Origin of the sequence: Acinetobacter sp. V89_7 (genome assembly GCF_029967895.1) — a bacterium.
Classification (GTDB): Bacteria; Pseudomonadota; Gammaproteobacteria; order Pseudomonadales; family Moraxellaceae; genus Acinetobacter; species Acinetobacter soli.
In genome coordinates, this window is record NZ_JASCAJ010000034.1 from 1 (window position 1) to 21,230 (window position 21,230).

Sequence of the window (21,230 nt, forward strand, 5' to 3'; positions counted from 1 at the left end):
TCAATTAATGATAATATATATCGATTAATCAACCAGTAAAAATCCACACAAGTTGTTCTTCTATTCTCTTAATGATCTTCTCGATGATTCGTCATCATCAAGCTAGGTCGGCTATGTTACTCTAAATCTCTTCAAAGTCAACAGGCAATTTCGATATTTTTAAAACTTTATCTTCAAACCCATAACCCAACCACTCAAGCCAAGTTACTGTTTTTCAACAAGTTTCTATCTGCATCACCGCCGATGGATGTGCATTCTACACCATCTCCATTCCTTTACAACCCCTTTCGCCTTTCTTTTTTTTCAAGCGAACAGTTTTTGTTCGAAATTATGATTTTCGGTTTATTTTTAATCTTTTTTTAGTATACAAGGCTGAATTTCAGTGTTTTTAAGCTCTAATAATGCACTTTGATCTTTTTCTTGCCAGTGTAACGGCCGCATATCGATGTATTCGATATACCCAGCTTCGCCCTTGTAATGTTGATTGTTATAAATCGCATTGAATTGAAAGCTTCCGGCATAACCTGCTGCCAAACCGAATTTAAAATCGCCTCGACTCTTTCCTTTGACCTCTAATAACAAACAGTCTTTCACATATACCTGCCATAAGAACTCACGCGGCAAATACATTTCTTTAAAATTGGGGGTCGTCACTTTTGGATAGACACGCTGTATCTGAAAAAACACATTGTCTTTATAGCTTTCTACACGGCCATCCAAATTCCGTAAATCGGCGCGTGAATAAATAATCTGGTTCCATTGATTGCGTACTTGAGTCAAAAGTACCTGTAACTGATCAGTCAAATTTAAAACATGATGAGTAAAGAAACAAACGGGCATATAAGGCAAATGCGCAGAGCGTGCATATTCAAAACTCCCCATGCCCTGCACTTCATAGCAGTGATTTTCAAACATCACGCGCCCTTGACACCAGCACAAAAGCGACCAGTGTTCAAACACGCCCCACTTTAAAGGAGTGTAGTGTGACAGTACATTAACAGTATGTACTTTCAAATCTACACTTAAAGCAGAGTCGGTTCGTTTAAAGTGAAAATCTGGAAAATAGCCTTGAATAACGTCTTGCTGATCAAAATTAAATGCGTCAGATCTGAAATGACATTGTTCTGAAATGGAATAGGATTTGAGTTGGCCTGCCAGATGCGGACTCGAACTGACAAAAACCGATGCGGTATCTAACGCTTTGTGTTTGAGAATATTTTTATTGTATAAAATCGGAATTTTCGCCTGACCGATCAGGCTCATGAAATTGATGTAGTGTAGCGGTGCGGGTAAGCCCGGCAAAATCAGACCCTGATAAATCAACTTAAAACGCCCTTTGGGCGGATGATATGCCAAGGTCCGTTGTCGGGAGTGAGGACTCAGTTGCATCGATGGATTAAATGGTGTCATCAACATCTGCATACTCAACCTCACTTCGAATTTATGTCTTGGTGACTGAAGCCTGTTTTCGAGCAAATAAAGTGGTCACAAAACCAGATAATGCATAAACCAGTGATACCACTAAAATACCCATAGGAATATTATACGTGATTGCTGCAAAAATTAGCACCACTGGCAACATCACGGCAAATGGAACGCGTTTACGATCCATTTCTTTAAACGAATAATATTTAATATTCGAGATCATGAGCAAGGCCACAACAACCATATAAACCGCATATCCGATTTGAACGGCGATATCTCGCACATCAAAGATAAACGGATAATCACGACTGACCCAAACCAATGAAATCACAAGAATAGCCGCTAGAGGACTGGCAATACCAATAAAATAACGTTTATCGACTACACCAATTTGAACGTTGAAGCGTGCCAGACGAAATGCGGCACATGCTGTATAAATAAAACAACAGGCCAGTCCAATTCGACCCAAATCATGCAGACTCCAACTGTACATCAGCATTGCTGGTGCAACACCAAAAGCCAGTAAGTCGGATAAAGAATCGTATTGTTCACCAAAAGCACTTTGCGCACCAATCGCACGCGCCACTCGTCCGTCTAGACCATCGAGCAATGCTGCCAGGAAAATGGCATACACTGCGTGAACAAAATCGCCATTAAAACTTGCAATGATCGAATAAAACCCCGACAGCAATGCTGCCGTGGTAATCAAATTGGGCCAGAGATAAATGCCACGGCGTTTAACTTTCTGACCTTCATTGGTGTGCTCTTCTTCGACCACTTCAAAAGTGATGCCGTCAAATCCATGCTCGTCTGACTTGGAGTCATTTTCAAGTTTTGGTGTATTTGTCATTGTTATGTATTCCCAAGAATCCTCTCGCTTAGATGCCGCGTATTATTCGCCAACCAACCAGCGCACTGCCGCGTGTCCACCTGTCTCTTGCATACGCAAATGTGGAAATAACCACTGTAATGCTTGATCCGCTTGCTCTGAGAACTGCCAAGGTGGGTTGATCACCAATAATCCACATCCATTTAAACCGACCGGTGTATCGTCAGGCCATACGCAAATTTCGCAAATCAATTGACGACGAATGCCGGTTTTCATCATTTTCTTTTCAAAACGATCAATCATGGCGCGGTCTTTGATTGGATACCATACCGCAAAAACGCCTGTCGGCCATTTTTTGTAGGCTTCACACAACAGCTCGACCAACTGCGGAAAGTCTTTACGCTCTAGCTCGTAAGGTGGATCAATCATCACCAAGCCACGTTTTTCTTTGGGTGGAATCACCGCAAGCAAGCCTTCGTAAGCGTCGCGCTCATGTAAGCCAGCACGCTTGTCACGAATGTTGTCACGTAACTGCTGAAAAACATCACGCTGCATTTCAAATACAGTGGCTTTATCAGTCTCGCGCATACCTTGAAGTGCAAACCAAGGCGAACCCGGATATGTTCCCCGCCCTTCTTCAGCGCGAAGTGCTTCAACGAGTTTTAGATACTGCTGAACGCCTTCAGGTGCTTGACGCTTTTCCATGTCGCCCAATTGAACCAGACGATGAATACCGGTTAGAAACTCACCCGACTTCTGCGCAGGTGCAAGTGACAAGTCGTATTTTCCCGCCCCACCATGCGTATCGATATATCGATATGGCTTATCTTTGGCATTTAATTTTGTCAAAAGTTGTAGCAGGAGCACATGCTTCATTACATCCGCAAAGTTGCCCGCATGAAAATGGTGACGATAATTCATCTTTCAAATAATTCCTCAAATCAGCGGCTATATTAGCATGAAAAAACTTACTTACGTGTCGATCGGATGTTTTAGAATACTTCAGAGTATTGATTTTTAGTTTTGAGAATGTATGCAACCCGAGTATTCAAATTGTGAATTTGACCTGGATCGTGTGCTCGATGATCTTAATTTTAAAGGCTTTAGTCTGATCGATCAGTTGCATCCATTGAGCTTGATGCAAAAACTAACCAACGAATGCACTCAGCATTTGAATGCGTTTCGTGAAGCACAGATTCAAAATGGCGTGGTGAGCCAGATTCGTAGTGATCATATTTTATGGATTGATGATCAGCTTCCTATCGCACAACAACACATCGATGTATTACACGCTTTAGGACAAGAGATTAATCGCGCTTTTTATACTGGAATACAAAATATTGAAGCGCACTACGCACGCTACAATGCTGGTGAATTTTATGCGCTGCACCGAGACAACCCGCAGCAAAAAAATCATCGCGTGATTTCAAGCGTCTATTATTTACATCAAACATGGCAAGACAGTTGGGGTGGACAACTTCGTCTTGAAGATAAAAATGGCGAGTGGCATATCATTCAGCCACGACCTAATCGCTTAGTAATCTTTCAAAGTGACTTGTTGCATGAGGTTTTAATGTCTCATCAGCAGCGATTATCCATTACCGCTTGGCTGCGAAGTGCAAGTAGCGCTTGGTCAAGCTGAGATCATATCGATCACCAATATTACCTTGGGTCTTTTAAACGATAAATCTACCCTCATTAATGTCATAAGAATCTCGAGGATCAATATATGTCTGATACAAGCAAAATGATTGTAGAACGAATTGGAGAAACGGATCAGCGTTATCTTGACGGCAACTCTCCTGAGCTTGCATTGGAGCGAGGTGATCTGCGACTACAACTGGTCACTTTAAGTCATAATCGCCAAGAGCGACTGCATTTTTTACACGAAGCGATTGCCATTTTAGAGCAGTCACGCGTGGAGTTTGAGGAAATGCCGATGTCGATGTATATCGACCTGTCGTTGCAACTGGCAAAAGCCTATATGGTTTATTTTGAATTAAGCCAAGACAACAAATTTGCGCTCATTACCCAGCAAATTTTAAAGCCGCTCGCACATTTAAATCATGGTGACGTGTATTTCTTTTTGGCTTATGCGTCTATAGTCAAAAAAGAGCTGGCCTTCACACGCCACTGGCTCGACAAATACATAAAGAGTGAACAGCTGGATCTTGAATTGCTGCAACAGCATAGTGCATTTAATTCAGTACGTTCGCTTGATTGGTTCAAAGCTTTGATACATTCAAAAACTCACTAATCAATTTCCAGCTTCGAGCTGAGACTATAACTTAAGATGAATGCGCCTCAACATGCAATTGTTGATTGAGCTCATCGACCACAATGGCCCATTCATCATCTTTTTCCCAGTGACTCTCTAGAAACTGGCGTTGTCCAGCCGACCAGAATTCGGCCTCATGAAGTTTAGTTTCAGCAGCAATCTGGTGAGTTTGGATAAATTGCTCGATAGCCTCCGGGGTTGCTTCCAAGCCCAATTGTTCAAACAGTAGTTCTAATGTAGGTTGTGACTCAAACATGCTGACATCCTCTTTTAAATCATATTGTTATATATTCAATATAAACAATATGATTTGAGTTTTCCGTTTGAGCGGTGTGTGTTCTTGTGAGTGTTTGTATGAGCATAAAAAAAGCACTTCATAAGAAGTGCTTTTTTTATGCGAGGGTGAATTATTTCACCATGTCTGCAATTGCAGCGCGCTCTTCTTCAAGTTCATTCAACGTGAAGTTGATGCGTTCACGGCTGAACTCGTCGATTTCAAGACCTTGAACAATTTTGTATTCGCCATTTTCACACGTCACAGGGAAACCAAACATTACGCCTTCTGGAATACCGTATGAACCGTCAGATGGAATACCCATCGTCACCCATTTGCCGTTTGTACCCAACGCCCAATCACGCATGTGATCGATCGCTGCGTTTGCAGCAGATGCAGCAGATGATAAACCACGTGCTTCGATGATCGCAGCGCCACGTTTACCTACTGTTGGAAGGAACACGTCTTTGTTCCAAGCCGCATCGTTGATCTTGTCTTTTAGGCTTTCACCATTTGCAGTTGCAAAACGATAGTCTGCATACATGGTTGGTGAGTGGTTGCCCCATACTGTCATGTTTTCGATGTCAGATACAGCAACGCCCGCTTTTTGCGCAAGCTGAGTCAAGGCACGGTTGTGGTCAAGACGTAGCATGGCAGTAAAGTTTTTCGCTGGAAGATCTGGAGCAGATTTCATTGCGATGTACGCATTGGTGTTCGCAGGGTTACCTACAACCAATACCTTTACGTCACGGCTAGCAACTTCATTCAGCGCTTGACCTTGACCGATGAAAATCTCGCCATTCACTTTAAGAAGGTCAGCACGCTCCATACCTGGACCACGTGGACGTGAACCCACTAACAATGCATAGTCTGCATCTTTAAATGCAACTTTTGGATCATCTGTACCGATCATACCCGCCAATAATGGGAATGCACAGTCGTCAAGTTCCATCATTACGCCTTTTAGCGCTTGTTGAGCTTTCTCAACTGGAATTTCAAGCAATTGCAAAATAACTGGTTGGTCTTTCCCTAACATTTCGCCGCTTGCGATGCGGAATAATAAGCTGTAACCAATTTGACCTGCAGCGCCAGTAACGGCAACGCGAACGGGTTGCTTCATGTAATTATCTCCAATTGAGGATCGTTAAGATGATTAAACAGTTCGTCCATTTAATCTAATAATCATAAACGGCAAAGATTGTACTCCAAACCCACAACAGTTGCATGTAAAAGAGAATGGATTTCAACAAAAGTATGATAGGAAATATGAATAAAATAACAAGGCTTTGGACCAAGGTCTAATAACTACCTTTAATGGTAAATTCTTCTGGGCAACTCGACACCACATGACTGGCACACTGCGTATAAGCACCGCTGACCTGATAACACACCTGAACCTCGGTCAGAATGGGTTTAGAGCGCGAGCTTTGGCAGGTAAATTTAATGCCACTGGCGGGAAGCGATGGATTAAGTCTTAAAAACTGCTGTCGAATGGTATTTTTCTGCACATCTTTAGTGGTGGGACCAGTCAGCTCAGATGGAATTTTCAAACGATCTGCAAAGTTAACAATCGTTCGGAAATATTGGCTGGCATTCATAGGCACACATCCGCCAACTCCTCGCCAGAGTTGCGTACGAGCACTCTCGTCTGGCATCAAACGGGCCACTACACTGGTTTGTATCGGAGAGAGCATGGCCGATGAATTGGTTTTACATTCGGTAATATTGCCTGTTTCTGGAATCAGGCCCATCACTGTAAGAGAATAACCTTCGAGACACTTGCGCTGTTTACGTTTGGATGCATCTATTGAGCAGACTGCGGGTGTCATTTCAATTTGCATGACATAGCCTTGTAATCGACCAGAATCGGCGTGGACCTGTGGTGTGACGATAAGTACATAGACCCATAAACATGCGCCTATCAACCCTGCCAAATATTTGGATACAAAACTTGTTTTTTTCATCGAATCAAAACTTAACGTTATTTCAAGGAAAACCCGATTAAGGTGTACTTCGTACTGGAATAGCACGCATTCGCTGTTGCAAAGATTGCGCACCTTGCCCCAACAGAACACCATAGTGCGATGCATTGGTCATCACATGTTTTACATAGTCACGTGTTTCGGTTAACGGAATACTTTCTGTGTATTGATCTGCTGCAATCGTTTGGGTATCCGGTTGCCAACGTCGTGCCCGATTCGGGCCTGCATTATAGCCTGCCGTCGCTAAAACGGCATTGCCACTCAGCTGATTCTGAATCATGGACAAGTAAAAGGTACCATATCGAATATTGGTATTCATATCGGTTAAGGCCGCCGGATTGTAGGTTTCTCCCATCTGACGCGCAACCAGTTTGGCGGTATCAGGCATGATCTGCATCAAGCCTCCTGCACCAACATGAGAACGCGCAGAAATCACAAAGCGGCTTTCCTGACGCATTAAACCGTATGCCCACGCCGGATCAATACCTGCATTTTGGCTATGGTTCACCACCGTCACCTGATGCGGCATAATATAACGATAACCATAATTGTGCTTGCTTACTGTACGGTCTGCGGCATAAATCGCACGATCATACCAGCCCATTTCTTGGGCACGCTGTGCAGCTGCAAGCAATAAACCATCGTCGTTACGCAAATACGCCTGACGAACAGCCCAGTTCCACTCACGATTGACATAATTGTCTGGTGCATTGATACGGCGCAGTGTAAATGCACGATTAAAATGAATATCTCGGCGTAAACGATCGAGGTCGCTGGCGGTGGCTTGCGCATACGGCGGAATATTACTGTAGCGCTCACCCAAACGGTCTTTGGCAAGCAAATTGTGATAGTCATCGCCAGATTGCGCCAGCTTACGATAGATTTGCTGGGCTGTTGCCTTGGCATTTGCATCATTGCGCTGCTCAGAGGCGCGTGCAAGCCAGTATTGCCAGCGATCTTCTTGCTTTTGCGCCACCGACATACTATCAATCGCGCGAATCACACTTTCCCAAGCCCCAAAACGAATTGCCTGTCGTGCGTAAATTTCGGCTTCTTCTGGGCTAAACGGGTAACCGTAACTCATGTCAAACAAGGTCAACACATCACGGTTAAAGTTATTTTTCATCACCGTGGTGCCGCCAATATAGGCGACAGTGCGATAAAGATATTTCTGAACGTCTGCTGGTGTGCCTTCGGCATTACGTCGAACCGAAGCCAGCGCACCGTTTAGATCAGTATCTGCCAAACGGCCTGTTGCATAAATGAGATAAGCATAATCGGCATCGTTGTTTTTAGGTGCCGACCATAAATAGTTCTGTGGTGCCGCCTGAATCTGATTGAGCTGCGCTAAAGATAAATTCACGCCAATGGTCTGTGCAGTACTGAGCGCCAACCCGGACTGACCCGCACGCAACTGCCCCCACAAACGCTGTTTTTTATCCTGAGTGGTCATCAGTGGACTTGAAAGCATCATACGCCCCAAACCGTTACATAAATCTGGCTGGGTATTTGTCGTGAGCCAGACATCTTTGTATTCGGCAAAAACCAGATCATCGCCCGCTTTGGCACGTACTTGTGCCAGCGCACAGCTTTCCGCGCGATCAGGATTGGTCACATACGGCACCACACTTTGCGGACTAACATAGTCGCCAAGTTTGACTTTTTCTTCGACATAATCTGCAGAAAGCTTTTCTGCCATGGCAGACTGTGGATAGCGCTGGGCAAAAGCAACAATATTCGCGGGTGGTTGTAACACCAGATTGGTATTGAGTTTCCAGTACTCGGGGTAGTAACCCAGAACATCATTTTGCATGGACAACTGATACTGCTCTAAGAGTACGGTGTCGCCAGCACTGGCGGCACGGAGCGCATCGTTAAACTGTTCTTCGGCAGCAAAAACGGTAGAGCCTGACAACGTAGCCAAACTTCCGAGCATACTCAAGCGAATCAGCCGGCGATTTAGAAGCGTTGCAAGTAATGATTTGCTGTTTTTATTCCATGCCATAGATGCTTTTTTCCAAACCCCAACATTCGGTATGCAGTGCTAGTGTAATTATTCTTCATGCATCCTACTGTTGTGTTATGTAACCTTCTGATTCACCAAAATTAATCATGATTATATTTTAACTGGAAAATCAATACGCATTGTGCCCGATTTAATTTGCTATCTTTTGTGCAATTACTGCTACAATTGCGGCCTTTCAAAGTGCGTAGTTAAAATACGTGCGTTATCCCGTTTGTTTTAGGAGCCTACATGACGGTTCAAACCTTCATTCCAAATGGTGCCAAAGCTGCCTCAGAAAACACTGTTACCCAGCCAACGCACACCCCTGATGTTTCAATTAAAAAACTGTATATTGAAACTCAAGGGTGTCAGATGAATGAGTATGACAGTCACCGTATGGCAGATCTTCTCGGCGACTCTCACGGTTATGTGTTGACGCAAGATCCCAAAGAAGCCGACATTTTGCTAATGAACACCTGTTCGATTCGTGAAAAAGCGCAGGAAAAAGTATTTAGTGAATTGGGGCGCTGGCGCAAGCTAAAAGATAAAAATCCAGAGCTGATTATTGGCGTGGGTGGCTGCGTAGCCTCTCAAGAAGGCGACAATATTCAAAAACGCGCGCCATATGTCGATATGGTCTTTGGTCCGCAAACCTTGCATCGTTTGCCACAGATGTTAGATCAGTATCAAGATCAGATTGAAAAACCTAAAAAAGACAAAATCAAGCTGGTGGATATTTCCTTTCCAGATATCGAAAAATTCGACTTTTTGCCTGAACCGCGAGTTGAGGGCTTTAAAGCATTTGTTTCGATTATGGAAGGCTGCTCAAAATACTGTTCGTTTTGTGTAGTGCCGTATACGCGTGGCGAAGAAGTGTCGCGCCCACTCGACGACGTTCTGGCTGAAATTGCGGGTCTGGCCGAAAAAGGCGTGCGTGAAATCTCGCTCCTTGGTCAAAATGTAAACGGTTATCGCGGCGAAACATTCGACGGCGGGATCTGCACCTTCCCTGAATTGTTACGACTCGTTTCAGAAATCCCGGGCATAGGTCGCTTGCGCTATACCACATCGCATCCACTTGAGTTTTCAGAAGATCTTATCCAGTGCTACCGTGATTTACCGCAAATGGTCTCGCACCTGCATTTACCTGTTCAAAGTGGTTCAAATGCAGTATTACAAGCCATGAAACGCAACCACACCATTGATGTGTATATCGAGAAAATTGCCAAGCTACGTGCTGTTCGCCCCGATATGCATCTCTCTAGTGATTTTATCATTGGCTTTCCGGGTGAAACCGATGAGCACTTCGAAGAAACTTATCAGTTTATCAAAGACTTGGATTTTGATCATTCGTATAGTTTTGTTTACTCAAAACGCCCGGGAACACCGGCTGCCGAGCTTGAAGATACGACCTCTGAAGATGTGAAAAAAGAGCGATTGGCCAAGGTGCAACACTGGATCAAACAATCGAGTATCCGTAAGACCGATGCCATGAAAGGCACAATACAGCGGGTTTTAATTGAAAAAGTATCTGATAAAGATCCGAATCTTTTACTCGGCACAGCGGACAATACCCGTATGGTCACTTTTATTGGTGATGCAGCATGGGTGGGGCGTTTTGCAGAAATCGAGATTACCGAAATTAAAACTTTAAATTTAGTTTACGGTGAGCTCTTGAATCTTGAGCCTGACGTGGCGTAATGTAAGGGTACTAGAACAAAGGCTACAAAAAGGATAATTCTTTGACTGCAGCGATTCGACGTACCGTTAATTTTCCCGGCGTTTCAATGACCCGTTTAAAAAGCATGCTTGGTGCATACAACGGTCATTTGAAGCAGATTGAACAGCGTTTAGATGTACAAATTACTCATCGTGGTGACGCGTTCTACATCGATGGTGACATTGATGCAGTCGAGCGAGCTGAGTCCCTGCTCCAGCGTCTTTACGACGAATCTGAAATTTCCGATCAGATCAGTGCCGATATTTTGCACCTTATGATTCAAGGCAGCCAGACAGATCGAGAACTGATGGATGATGCAAATCAGGAACATACAGGTCTTGATAATGTCTGGTTACAGACCCCAAAAGGTCGTATCAATCCACGCGGAACCAATCAAAAACGTTATGTGCAGCGCATTTTACAAAGCGATATTTCGTTTGGGATCGGGCCTGCAGGAACAGGTAAAACCTATCTTGCGGTAGCTGCGGCCGTCGATATGCTAGAACGCAATGAAATTCAGCGCATTCTACTGGTTCGACCTGCAGTTGAAGCAGGTGAAAAACTGGGGTTCTTGCCGGGCGATCTGGCACAGAAAATCGATCCGTACTTACGTCCCTTGTATGATGCGCTTTACGAAATGCTCGGTTTTGAAAAAGTGGCCAAGCTGATCGAACGTCAAGTCATTGAGGTGGCACCACTGGCGTATATGCGCGGTCGTACACTGAATCATTCCTTTGTTATTCTGGACGAAGCCCAGAATACCACGCCAGAACAGATGAAAATGTTCCTGACCCGCTTAGGGTTTGGTTCACGCGCGGTCATCACTGGCGACATCACTCAGGTGGATTTGCCTCGCGGTCAGCAGTCGGGTCTGGCACATGCTTTACGCGTGCTGGAGCCGGTTAAAGAAATTCACATTACGCGTTTTCACTCGCGTGACGTGGTCCGTCACCAATTGGTTCAGAAGATTGTTGAGGCCTATGAAGGCTGGGATTCTGAACAAAATCGCTTAAGTTCTGAAGCACGCGCTGAACGTAAAGCGCGACAGGAAGCCTTAATGAGTGAACATGATGCCGCTGCGGATGCTCAGCATCAGGAAGCTTAAGTTATAGCTCTTGTACCCATTTTAACAACACACTTAAATCAGGGGATTGCCATGCTTTCCCCTATTTTTATGAAGGTAATATTTTGAAACTCAATCTTAGTTTGCAAGACGATGTGCAATCGCCCGATTTAATTTTGAAACGAGCTCCGCTTAAAAAAGCCATCGAAATGACATTGCGTCATGTCGATGTGCAGTCGGATTGCGAAATTGGGATTGCCTGTGTCGATCATGAGGAAAGTCATCGCCTCAACCTCGAGTATCGCGGTAAAGATAAATCTACTAACGTGCTGTCTTTTCCAAGTGACTTTCCAGAAGATATTTTACCGTTACTCGATGCGCGTCCACTGGGTGATCTGGTGATCTGTATTCCAGTGGTTTTGCAAGAAGCCATTGATCAAAAAAAAGCGGCCTATGATCATTTTATGCATATGCTGGTACATGGCACCTTGCATTTACTCGGCTATGATCATGAAATAAGTGAAGAAGATGCCGAGGAAATGGAGGCACTTGAAATTGAGATTTTGGCTAAACTCGGCTTGGCCAATCCGTATCTCGAACAAGATTAACTGTTCGCTGATCTGTTCCCCATTTTAATGACCGCAAATGCGGTCTTTTTGATGCTGTCTTGGCTAATTGCGTATCCGCTTATATTAATTTTTATTCCATTGGCCAAAAAAATATTGATGATGATTGTGCATGTTCCCAAAGATCCACTCGATGGCTAGATCAAGAAACAACATCTTTTTTTATGTGCAAAATCCTATTGAAACATTGAATGATCAAATGATCTTATATAAAGCAAATATATCTGAATTGTTAACTCGATCACAAAATATTGCATCGTAAGACGAAAAAAGTCGTTATCATAACACTTGTAATTTGTGCACAAATGTAATCAACTTTAAAGGGAATTGCGCACCCGCTCAATTTAAAAAAATTAGACTTCTCCTGAAACTGAAATGTGTGATTTGCAAATTTTCTGATTTGTAATTTCTGATCATTTCAATGTGTTCAACTTTATTTTGGAACGCTTTTATGCCAACAATTCTGTCATCGATTGCTAAACAGCTTCAGCGAGTCTATCGTAAAGCTGAAGACTTCATTGAAGAAGAACGTGAATTTCCACTCTCTCAGGTTTTTCTCAATGCAACGTTTAAACGCTATGTGACAGACAATGTTGAAATTCTTGAAGATCTGCATGCCGATTTATATAACGACTGGTTACGCCTGTATGCCACATTAAATGTGAAGGGCTTACATACTACACTTTCAGTCGACTTAAAACTCATTCAGATGGAGCTAAACAAAGAGCTGCAATTGATTGTTTTTGAACAAATTAGTGACACGCAAATCGTCACAGCCACATACAAAAATATCTTTCAGAAATTTGCAGTGAAATCAGCGCTCTTTTTCTATCAAAAAGTCCTTAAAAAAGACCCACTGGGTGTAATTTTAGAAAAATTTGATGTGGTTAAAGTACGTGATGATTTGCTGTATCTGGATTTAAACCGCTGGCTAGGTAAAAATCGTAAAATTATTGAAACATTAGCCAAAGTACACGTGAATCATGCGGTATTACGCGATGCAGAACTGGTCATCATGGGCAATGTGAATTTGATGGCTCTCTTTAGCAAATCTGAAGATGAATATGACGAAATTGATGAAGAACTCGATATCGCCGAAACTGAAATCACGCCCATCAAACAAAAAGAAGATTAAATCGCCAACTTAGCACACCGTTTCATCCGCTTCTTTTACAGAACGTGATCGAATATTGGCATTTTCTTCATGATCTCGTGGCATCATCATGATTGGTTTTAATTGATTGTTCTCAGGTACAATCTTGTTTATTTTAAAAACGATAAGGATCTCTGTATGGCAAATCATGTAACGAAAACCTTAACTTTTGCAGCAGGACTTTCTAGTGCCCTGTTGTTTGCGGGGTTCTCTACACATACCCTCGCCATGAGTCCATTTCAGGCCAACTATCAATTTACCTACAACGGTAAAAACCTCGGTTCTGCTACACGAAGCTTGACTCAGCAAAGTGGTAACAACTGGACCTACAATTTCTCTGCAAAAGCAGGCGCCATTGCATCTGCAAGCGAAACCAGTAAATTTAACTGGTCAAACGGTAAAATTACCTCGCAGCAATTTAATCGTACCAGTAAAATTCTGGTGCATAGCAACACCATGAACATTAACTTTAATCCATCAAGTAAAATGATCAACACGCAAAAAGACGATAAAAAGCGTTCATTTGCATGGCAACAAGGTGTACTCGATGAACTCAATGCCGAATTGCAAATTCGTGAAGACTTGCAAGGCTCAGGCTTAAAATCGACCTATCCGATTGCAGATGCTAAAGGCATTGATACGCGTCGTTTTGTCAAACAGGGTACCGAATCGATCAAAACACCTTATGGTACCTATAACACCATTAAAGTGGTCATTCAGCATGATAAAGCGGAAAAAAGTACCATTTTCTGGTTGGCACCGAAGCTCGATTACTTACCTGTAAAAGTGAGCCATATCGATGGTAAAACTTCTTATGGGCTATTATTGACTAGCTATACCGGTAAAACCAACTAGTCGTTCAGCTGAATATTCTCTTTATAAAGACAAGCCATTTTTGACTAAGTGATCAACTTTTTTGTCGATTTTGGCTTGCATTTTTTCAGATGCTTTTTAAAATACGCTTTTGCTTGAAAAAGCATCCGTCCTAGAGGATTCTCCTGTGTACGCACTAGAACAGAAAATCTTAACCGAAGGCATCGTTCTATCTGATCAGGTGTTGAAAGTTGATGCGTTCTTAAATCACCAAATCGATCCTGTCCTTATGCAACAGATTGGTAAAGAGTTTGCTGCGCGATTTAAAGATACAGGGATCACCAAAATTGTTACGATTGAAGCATCAGGGATTGCCCCAGCCGTGATGGCGGGTCTTGAACTGTCAGTGCCTGTCATTTTTGCGCGTAAATATCAATCGTTGACACTCAAAGATGATCTTTATCGCTCGAAGGTATTTTCGTTTACCAAACAAGTTGAAAGCACCATTGCCATTTCAAACAAGCACATCAGTTCGACTGATAAGGTTCTGGTGATTGATGACTTTTTGGCCAATGGTCAAGCTGCTTTGGGTCTTATCGATTTGATCCATCAAGCCAGTGCTGAAATTATTGGTGTGGGTATTGTAATTGAAAAATCCTTCCAGCCAGGTCGTGATCTTTTGCTTGAGAAAGGGTATCGTGTTGAGTCTTTGGCACGTGTTGCCTCGCTCGAAAACGGCACTGTGACATTTGTGAAAGAATAAGACATTTACAACTGAGTTTTAATGTCAAAAAAAGCGCTTCGGCGCTTTTTTAATGTCTGAAACATTCGATTTGACCATTTACAAGCCTACTAAACTTTTATTATTTTATTTCGCTAGAATGCAATTACCGCCCTAGCTTTTACGCACGGCCAACAGGATCTAAAAATAGATGACCGAGACTTCTTCAAACGAACAAGATAGCCCAGTGATCTGCCCCAAATGTGGCTCGACCGAAATTGAGCAACGCAATCATGAGCAGCAAATGATACAAAAAGCCAGCGGCGTATTATTAACTTCGGCTGGTGCAGCCGCAGGTACAGTCGGCGGTGCAGCCTCTGGTGCTTCAGTGGGCGCCGCAATCGGTACTGTGGCAGGACCACTCGGTGTCATTGTAGGCGGTACGATTGGTACGTTTGTTGGTGCTATTAGTGTCGGAATTACCGGCGGCTTTTTGGGCAATCGTTTTGGTAAAAAAGCCGGCGTTGTAATTGATAAAAATATTTTTCAAGATTATCGCTGCGAAAAGTGCGGCACGCGCTTTAACCGCATTTTATAATGCATATCCGTTCCCTGCTTGGTATGAAGTCAGCCAAGTTAGGGAATTATATAGACCATACGCTGCAATCAATAATAGAACCATACCGCAAATCGCCAGTATCTTGGTACTCCATATCGAATCTGATAGACGCTTAAAGCCCAAATACACCAGCGATAACGTCAGAAAATCCAGCGCAATCCAGACCACCACCAATACACTCAGGCTAATATTCAGATCAGGGTGCAAACCAATAAACTGCGGAAAAAATGAGGAAAAGAAAATAATATCCTTAGGATTGGATATTCCCGTTAAAAAACCGCGCTGGAATCCACCCTGAACGTTCGAGGTGGTGAGGTTTTGTACTGGTTCAAGCCGGTAAGACTTTAAAATCTCAATACCCAAGTAGGCAATATAAAGACATCCTAATAATTTAATACCTTCAAACAAAATTGCGTTGACGGTAAATAGACCCTTAAGCATCAAAATAGAAAGACCGATTAAAATGAGTGAGGCCAGATTGGTGCCTAATATTGTTTTTAACGCTGCCAGATATCCTTGCTTCAGGCCTGTACTGGCTACCAGTAACATGACGGGACCAGGCGTGGCAATCATGACCAGAATACTAAAGATATACAGTGCCAAAATAAAATAATTCATCGAAATACACCATGCTGCAATGCCCTAAACACAAGGCCTGCAGCTTTTTTAGAATATCAAGTTGTAAAGGCTGTTAATGCTGTGTGAGTTTTTTGACCGTCGTTGCCAAACGTTTCCCCATCGCTTCACACAATGTTTTTTCATCTTGGCTGAGCGCTTGATCGTGACGTGGCCCACTGACATGGCTGGCACCATATGGCGTTCCACCAGTTTTGGTGTTAGACAGCGCCGGAAGTGAATTGGGAAGCCCTAAAATCATCATGCCATGGTGGAACAGTGGATTGAGCATACTCAGCAAGGTACTTTCCTGACCGCCATGCATCGAACCAGATGCAGTAAATACACATGCAGGTTTATCGTGCAAGGCACCATTGAGCCACAAACTGGTGGTCTGGTCCCAAAAATATTTCATTTCACTGGCCATATTCCCAAAGCGTGTAGGTGAACCCACTGCCAGTCCTGAACAGCCGGCCAAATCATCAAGTGTGCAATAGACATCTCCTGTATCTGGCACCGCAGGTTCAAGCTCACTCACAGTCGTGGTCAGATTCGGGACGGTTCTAATTTTAGTGGCAATGCCCTGTGCTTCAATACCATTGGCAATCAAATGCGCCATTTGTTGTGTCGAGCCATATTTGCTGTAATACAAGACAAGTACATACGGTTGCATAATTTTTAAAAACTTTGTTAAAAAGAAAACTATACGATATTTATGCGCTTTTTTGGCTAAGCTTTAACACTGAAACTGAAGAAACATCATGATTATAAAATTGGGGCATCATTTTTATGCTAGATCTATTTAAGAAACTACCTTTTTATGAGAAAAAATGGTTCCAATTCATTTTATTTGTGTTGAAACGTTTTGAAGCCGACCGTTGTCGCGAACAAGCGGGCTCTCTCACCTATACCACCTTATTTGCGGTGGTTCCGATGCTGACCGTTTTTTTGGTGATCATCTCTTCCATCAAAGCACTCGAACCTGCCCGTCAGCAACTGCAACAGCTGATTTACAGTAATTTTTTGCCGAAAAGTACCATTGCATTCGATCGATTACTCAATTCATTCACTGAAAAATCCAGTAATTTGACGGTGATTGGGGTGTTATTCCTGTTTATTACCACAGTGATGATGCTCAGTACCATTGAAACGGCGTTTAACCGGATCTGGCGCGTTCAGGAAACCCGCACGGGCCTGATTGGCTTTATGCGCTATTGGACCATTATTTCACTTGGACCCATTATATTGGGTAGCGCCTTCGTGATTTCATCGACCGTTGCATCGATGAATATTCTGAGCAGTAATTTTGCTGGCTATGAACTTAACGGTGCCTTTATCTTGTGGCTCATTTCTTTCGGCTTGACCATCTTGGGCTTTTTTATTCTGTATTGGACGATTCCAAATCGAACGGTACCGATGTATTCAGCCATTATTGCCGCATGTTTTAGTGCCACTATTTTTGAGTTACTCAAACATATCTTCAGCTTTCTGATGTCCAATTTTACCAGCTACGAGTTGGTCTACGGTGCTTTTGCTGCCATTCCTATTTTTCTGCTCTGGATTTTCTTGTCTTGGAATATTGTGTTGCTCGGAGTAGAAGTCAGCTATGCGCTGACCGCATTTCATTCTGAAAAAATTCAAACACGCCATCCTGTGTTAATGCTGCTCGATGTACTTGAGCTGTTTTATAAGAAACAGAAAAAGGGCGAAAGTGTGACTGATCTTGAAGCATTGGATATTTTAGGGCGCGGCGAAATTGGTCGCTGGCCAAGTTATGTGCATTTGCTTGAACAGCAAAATCTGATTAAACGCACCGATAAGGATGAATACGTATTGGTGCGTAATTTGTCGCAAGTCGACTTCTGGACCTTCTTTACCGCACTGCCTTTTGCTTTGCCCTTGCGTCAGGATGTCGGCAACATTCATCCCGATGATGAATGGATGCAAAAAATTGGCCCTGCGCTGATTGATGCCGATGATTATCTGGCGGCAAAACTTTCGATGCCCTTGTCGACTCTATTTGAAAGCAAGTGATTCGGTCTTTAGAGGTCGTGATGATTATGGTTGTGCTGCATTTTTAAAGACTGAATTAAACTGGCAAAGTTGATGGCAGGCTGCGAATGTGTATTTTTACGATACGCCAATGCCAGACTAACCATTGGCTTTGGCGGTTGTATATCGAGATACTTAACGCCGGTAATACCCAATTGTTTGGTCGAATCGGGCACCAACGATACGCCTAGATTGGCCGCAACCAATGACACAATCGAGACAATCTGCGGTGCATTCTGACCAATTTTGGGTTCAAAACCATGGCTACGACAGGCATTGGTGATGGCATCGAAAAGGCCTGCACTGATTGACGGCGGTGATAATATAAAATTATCTTGCTTGAGTGCGTTGAGTTCAATCGAGGTTTGATGAGCGAGCGGATGTCCGCTGGGTAATACAGCCAGCATCGGTTCATGCATCAGCAATTGTAAACTGAGCCCAGCGGGAACATGTTCTGGAGGGCGCACCAAGGCAATATCTAATTGGTCTTCGAGCAGGCGATCCATCAGTACCAGTGAATTGGCTTCTTCCAGTTTAAGCCTGATTTTGGGGTAATGTTGTTGAAACAAGCGAATACTTTTGGGCAAAAGCAGATTGAGCATAGACGTGCCTGTAAAACCCAGCCGCAATTGTCCTGACTCACCATTGGCCACCTGCTGTGCCAACTGCATCGCATCATTCACTCGCTGCTGAATCGGCTGCACGCTCAGCAAAAATGCCTCGCCCGCAGGGGTGAGTTCTACGCCTTGAGCAGAGCGATAAAATAACTCGGTTCCAATTTCATCTTCTAGATTTTTAATTTGCATACTGAGCGGCGGTTGACTAATTCCGAGTCGAAGCGCTGCTTTGGTAAAACTTTTTTCTTCTGCGACCACGATGAAGTAGCGAATATGTCGAAGTTCCATATATAAAAGCTATGACGTTCCCTATTTTTATATATTAGACAAATATACAGTAGATTGCTAATCTTTGTTGTGTTGGCAGCTAGGCAAGCACTGCCAACAAACCCCCTCTCTTTTAAAAAATCAATTTCAGGTTATGTTATGTCGATTCGTTCCACTGTTAACGAGTCCGGGACGGCTATTGCCTCAAATCAGACCTCTACAGATCAATCTCATCAAGAATCTGCTTCAAATTTTATCAGGCGTGGTACGACTGCTTATCGTAAAGCGGGTTTTGCATTGTTTTTGTTAGGCTTTGCCAGTTTTTCAATGATTTATTGCGTTCAGCCCCTATTGCCTGAATTTACGCATACCTTTCACATCAGCCCCGGTACCAGTGCACTGGCTTTATCTCTGACCACCGGGTTTTTGGCCTTTTCCATTGTGCTTTCCAGCGCATTTTCTCAAGCCTTGGGTCGTAAAGGTTTGATGTTTATCTCGATGGCTCTGGCCGCAATACTGAATGTGATTGCGGGCTGGGTTCCCGACTGGCACTTGCTGTTAGTCGCCAGAGCCGTGCAGGGTTTTGTGATCGGCGGTGTGCCTGCGGTGGCGATGGCATGGATTGCAGAAGAAATCCATCCGGCCGATTTGGGTAAAACCATGGGATTGTACATTGCGGGTACTGCCTTTGGCGGCATGATGGGTCGTGTTGGAATGGGTTTGCTGACCGAAATATTTTCATGGCGCTCTGCTCTGGGCGTACTTGGGGTGATCTGTTTATGTTGCGCAATCGGTTTTTTATGGTTATTGCCCACTTCACAAAACTTTATTGCACGTAAAGGCATGCAATTGCGTTTTCATCTTTCAGCATGGAAAAATCATCTTCAAAATCCACGCTTACTTCGCATTTACTGGATTGGTTTTCTCATCACCAGTATTTTTGTGACCTTGTTTAATTATGTGTCTTTTCGTCTTGCGGCGGCCCCGTACCTTTTAAGTCAGACTCAAATTAGCTTGATCTTTTTATCGTATAGTCTGGGCATGGTATCGTCGTCGTGGGCGGGCGCCATAGTCGATCGACTTGGTCGTAAAATTGCACTTTTGGTCGGTTTTTCTGCCATTGTAATCGGTACACTGATGACGCTTGCCCATGGATTATTTGTGATTATTTTGGGGATTGCCGCAATCACAACAGGCTATTTTATTGCGCACTCTATTGCGAGCAGTAATGTAGGATTAGAAGCAAAGACAGCCAAAGGCCATGCGACCGCATTGTATTTGCTTTTTTACTACTTAGGATCGAGTATTGTGGGTTCTGCTGGCGGCTGGTTTTGGCAATATGGCGGCTGGCATGCGGTGGTGTATCTGACACTGGCGCTGGCTTTTATCGCAATTGTGATTGTACTCACAGCATCACAACCGATTACATCTAAACGTATTTAAAGCAATGCCTTGCTGTATGGCGAACACAACAAGGCAGCATATGATTTTAAAAGTTGGCGTGTACAAAGGTTTCCCAAACAAAAGCTTGGGTTTTGCCGTTTAAGGTCATTTTTAAACGGTCGCCTGGTGTTAATGCACCTACACCTGCGGGGGTTCCTGTCATGACCACATCACCCGCCTCAAGCGTGAATGCCTGGCTCATATCACATAGATATTCCCCAATACTACGTAACAACAGCGCAGTATCACCCGATTGACGAAGCTGATCGTTGATATGGAAACTGTACGTGACATGTGCCCAATCTTGAACCTCACTGACATCTACCCAATCCGCAAGTACACAAGCACCATCAAAAGCTTTTGCGCGCTCCCACGGCTGTCCCTTGTTTTTTAACTCGGTTTGCAACTCACGTAGGGTCAGGTCAAGCCCGATGGTTACCGCACCAATTGCCTCAAGTGCTTTGGCTGGGTCTGTTTCCTGACGTAAAGTACGGTCCAACCTTAAAGTTAGCTCACATTCATAATGACATTCGCCCTCTGCCGTATTCCATTGAATACCTTGCGATAGACCAATCAAACTGCTCGGTGGCTTAATAAACAAAACTGGACGATCTGGAATCGCATTTCCCAATTCTTTTGCATGTTCGGCGTAGCTTCGTCCGACACAAATAATTTTAGATGGCCGTGCTGTCATTTTTGTCTTCCTTCTGGACAGGTAAAATCTTTAG

The 21,230-nt window shown here is 43.5% G+C and carries 22 protein-coding genes; 11 read left to right on the plus strand and 11 right to left on the minus strand.

Annotated features, from left to right (window positions below; all coding sequences use genetic code 11):
- Positions 1–348: 348 nt before the first annotated feature.
- The 3 genes from QLG00_RS14525 to rlmJ are packed head-to-tail and all read right to left on the minus strand — an operon-like array spanning position 349 to position 3,175.
- The gene (locus QLG00_RS14525; RefSeq protein WP_004945251.1) at positions 349–1,422 is read right to left on the minus strand and encodes a DUF6670 family protein; all 1,074 of its coding nucleotides are present in this window, start codon (positions 1,420–1,422) and stop codon (positions 349–351) included.
- 19 nt (positions 1,423–1,441) lie between these two features.
- Positions 1,442–2,275 carry a CDP-diacylglycerol--serine O-phosphatidyltransferase gene (gene pssA / locus QLG00_RS14530; protein ID WP_004934670.1) on the minus strand — a complete coding sequence of 278 codons (834 nt, stop codon included), beginning with the start codon at positions 2,273–2,275 and terminating at the stop codon, positions 1,442–1,444.
- A gap of 42 nt (positions 2,276–2,317) precedes the next feature.
- On the minus strand, positions 2,318–3,175 hold the full coding sequence (rlmJ, locus tag QLG00_RS14535; protein WP_004934667.1) for a 23S rRNA (adenine(2030)-N(6))-methyltransferase RlmJ: 858 nt from the start codon (positions 3,173–3,175) through the stop codon (positions 2,318–2,320).
- A 112-nt stretch (positions 3,176–3,287) separates the two neighbouring features.
- Between rlmJ and QLG00_RS14540 the strand changes: the two genes are divergently transcribed.
- Together QLG00_RS14540 and QLG00_RS14545 are read left to right on the plus strand one after the other, a co-directional pair.
- Positions 3,288–3,896 carry a 2OG-Fe(II) oxygenase gene (locus QLG00_RS14540; protein WP_025095649.1) on the plus strand — a complete coding sequence of 203 codons (609 nt, stop codon included), beginning with the start codon at positions 3,288–3,290 and terminating at the stop codon, positions 3,894–3,896.
- 87 nt (positions 3,897–3,983) lie between these two features.
- Complete coding sequence (locus QLG00_RS14545) at positions 3,984–4,511, plus strand: hypothetical protein (RefSeq protein ID WP_119025332.1); 528 nt, start codon at positions 3,984–3,986, stop codon at positions 4,509–4,511.
- 31 nt (positions 4,512–4,542) lie between these two features.
- Here the strand turns inward: QLG00_RS14545 and QLG00_RS14550 are convergent, their stop codons facing one another.
- The 4 genes from QLG00_RS14550 to QLG00_RS14565 all read right to left on the minus strand — a co-directional run bounded on the left by QLG00_RS14550 (position 4,543) and on the right by QLG00_RS14565 (position 8,724).
- Positions 4,543–4,788, minus strand: coding sequence for a DUF2789 family protein (locus tag QLG00_RS14550; RefSeq protein ID WP_004934654.1), 246 nt, complete (start codon positions 4,786–4,788; stop codon positions 4,543–4,545).
- 151 nt (positions 4,789–4,939) lie between these two features.
- Positions 4,940–5,926: a malate dehydrogenase gene (locus tag QLG00_RS14555; RefSeq protein WP_004934651.1), complete on the minus strand. Its 987-nt coding sequence runs from the start codon at positions 5,924–5,926 to the stop codon at positions 4,940–4,942.
- Positions 5,927–6,104: 178 nt separating this feature from the next.
- Positions 6,105–6,770: a ribonuclease T2 gene (locus tag QLG00_RS14560; protein WP_004934648.1), complete on the minus strand. Its 666-nt coding sequence runs from the start codon at positions 6,768–6,770 to the stop codon at positions 6,105–6,107.
- Between the two features lie 37 nt (positions 6,771–6,807).
- Entirely contained in the window at positions 6,808–8,724 is a 1,917-nt protein-coding gene (locus QLG00_RS14565) for a lytic transglycosylase domain-containing protein (RefSeq protein WP_282471331.1), read from the minus strand.
- 318 nt (positions 8,725–9,042) lie between these two features.
- Between QLG00_RS14565 and miaB the strand changes: the two genes are divergently transcribed.
- The 7 genes from miaB to QLG00_RS14600 all read left to right on the plus strand — a co-directional run bounded on the left by miaB (position 9,043) and on the right by QLG00_RS14600 (position 15,487).
- Positions 9,043–10,494 carry a tRNA (N6-isopentenyl adenosine(37)-C2)-methylthiotransferase MiaB gene (gene miaB / locus QLG00_RS14570; RefSeq protein ID WP_004934643.1) on the plus strand — a complete coding sequence of 484 codons (1,452 nt, stop codon included), beginning with the start codon at positions 9,043–9,045 and terminating at the stop codon, positions 10,492–10,494.
- A gap of 41 nt (positions 10,495–10,535) precedes the next feature.
- Positions 10,536–11,618, plus strand: a complete 1,083-nt coding sequence (locus tag QLG00_RS14575) for a PhoH family protein (RefSeq protein WP_004934640.1) — start codon at positions 10,536–10,538, stop codon at positions 11,616–11,618.
- Positions 11,619–11,701: 83 nt separating this feature from the next.
- Entirely contained in the window at positions 11,702–12,184 is a 483-nt protein-coding gene (ybeY, locus tag QLG00_RS14580) for an rRNA maturation RNase YbeY (protein ID WP_004934638.1), read from the plus strand.
- A 469-nt stretch (positions 12,185–12,653) separates the two neighbouring features.
- Entirely contained in the window at positions 12,654–13,337 is a 684-nt protein-coding gene (locus QLG00_RS14585) for a hypothetical protein (protein WP_004934635.1), read from the plus strand.
- Between the two features lie 156 nt (positions 13,338–13,493).
- A complete protein-coding gene (locus tag QLG00_RS14590; protein WP_004934628.1) occupies positions 13,494–14,210 on the plus strand; it encodes a DUF3108 domain-containing protein in 717 nt (238 codons plus the stop codon).
- A 145-nt stretch (positions 14,211–14,355) separates the two neighbouring features.
- On the plus strand, positions 14,356–14,931 hold the full coding sequence (locus QLG00_RS14595; RefSeq protein WP_004934626.1) for a xanthine phosphoribosyltransferase: 576 nt from the start codon (positions 14,356–14,358) through the stop codon (positions 14,929–14,931).
- A 169-nt stretch (positions 14,932–15,100) separates the two neighbouring features.
- On the plus strand, positions 15,101–15,487 hold the full coding sequence (locus QLG00_RS14600; protein ID WP_282471299.1) for a hypothetical protein: 387 nt from the start codon (positions 15,101–15,103) through the stop codon (positions 15,485–15,487).
- On the opposite strand, the gene QLG00_RS14605 is transcribed toward QLG00_RS14600, so the two are convergent.
- On the minus strand, positions 15,482–16,126 hold the full coding sequence (locus QLG00_RS14605; RefSeq protein WP_282471300.1) for a LysE family translocator: 645 nt from the start codon (positions 16,124–16,126) through the stop codon (positions 15,482–15,484). The two genes, QLG00_RS14600 and QLG00_RS14605, sit on opposite strands and share 6 nt — an antisense overlap.
- 73 nt (positions 16,127–16,199) lie before the next feature.
- Positions 16,200–16,796 (minus strand): NAD(P)H:quinone oxidoreductase, encoded by a 597-nt coding sequence (gene wrbA / locus QLG00_RS14610; RefSeq protein WP_025095654.1) that lies wholly within the window; start codon positions 16,794–16,796, stop codon positions 16,200–16,202.
- 116 nt (positions 16,797–16,912) lie between these two features.
- Here wrbA and QLG00_RS14615 point away from each other — a divergent pair, with 116 nt between their 5' ends.
- Positions 16,913–18,157, plus strand: a complete 1,245-nt coding sequence (locus tag QLG00_RS14615; protein WP_004934611.1) for a YihY family inner membrane protein — start codon at positions 16,913–16,915, stop codon at positions 18,155–18,157.
- Positions 18,158–18,165: 8 nt separating this feature from the next.
- Here QLG00_RS14615 and QLG00_RS14620 read toward each other — a convergent pair whose 3' ends face one another.
- Positions 18,166–19,080, minus strand: a complete 915-nt coding sequence (locus tag QLG00_RS14620) for a LysR family transcriptional regulator (RefSeq protein WP_004934610.1) — start codon at positions 19,078–19,080, stop codon at positions 18,166–18,168.
- A gap of 138 nt (positions 19,081–19,218) precedes the next feature.
- Between QLG00_RS14620 and QLG00_RS14625 the strand changes: the two genes are divergently transcribed.
- Positions 19,219–20,502 (plus strand): MFS transporter, encoded by a 1,284-nt coding sequence (locus QLG00_RS14625; protein ID WP_151764093.1) that lies wholly within the window; start codon positions 19,219–19,221, stop codon positions 20,500–20,502.
- Positions 20,503–20,548: 46 nt separating this feature from the next.
- On the opposite strand, the gene QLG00_RS14630 is transcribed toward QLG00_RS14625, so the two are convergent.
- A complete protein-coding gene (locus tag QLG00_RS14630) occupies positions 20,549–21,196 on the minus strand; it encodes a fumarylacetoacetate hydrolase family protein (RefSeq protein ID WP_004945219.1) in 648 nt (215 codons plus the stop codon).
- Positions 21,197–21,230 lie beyond the last annotated feature (34 nt).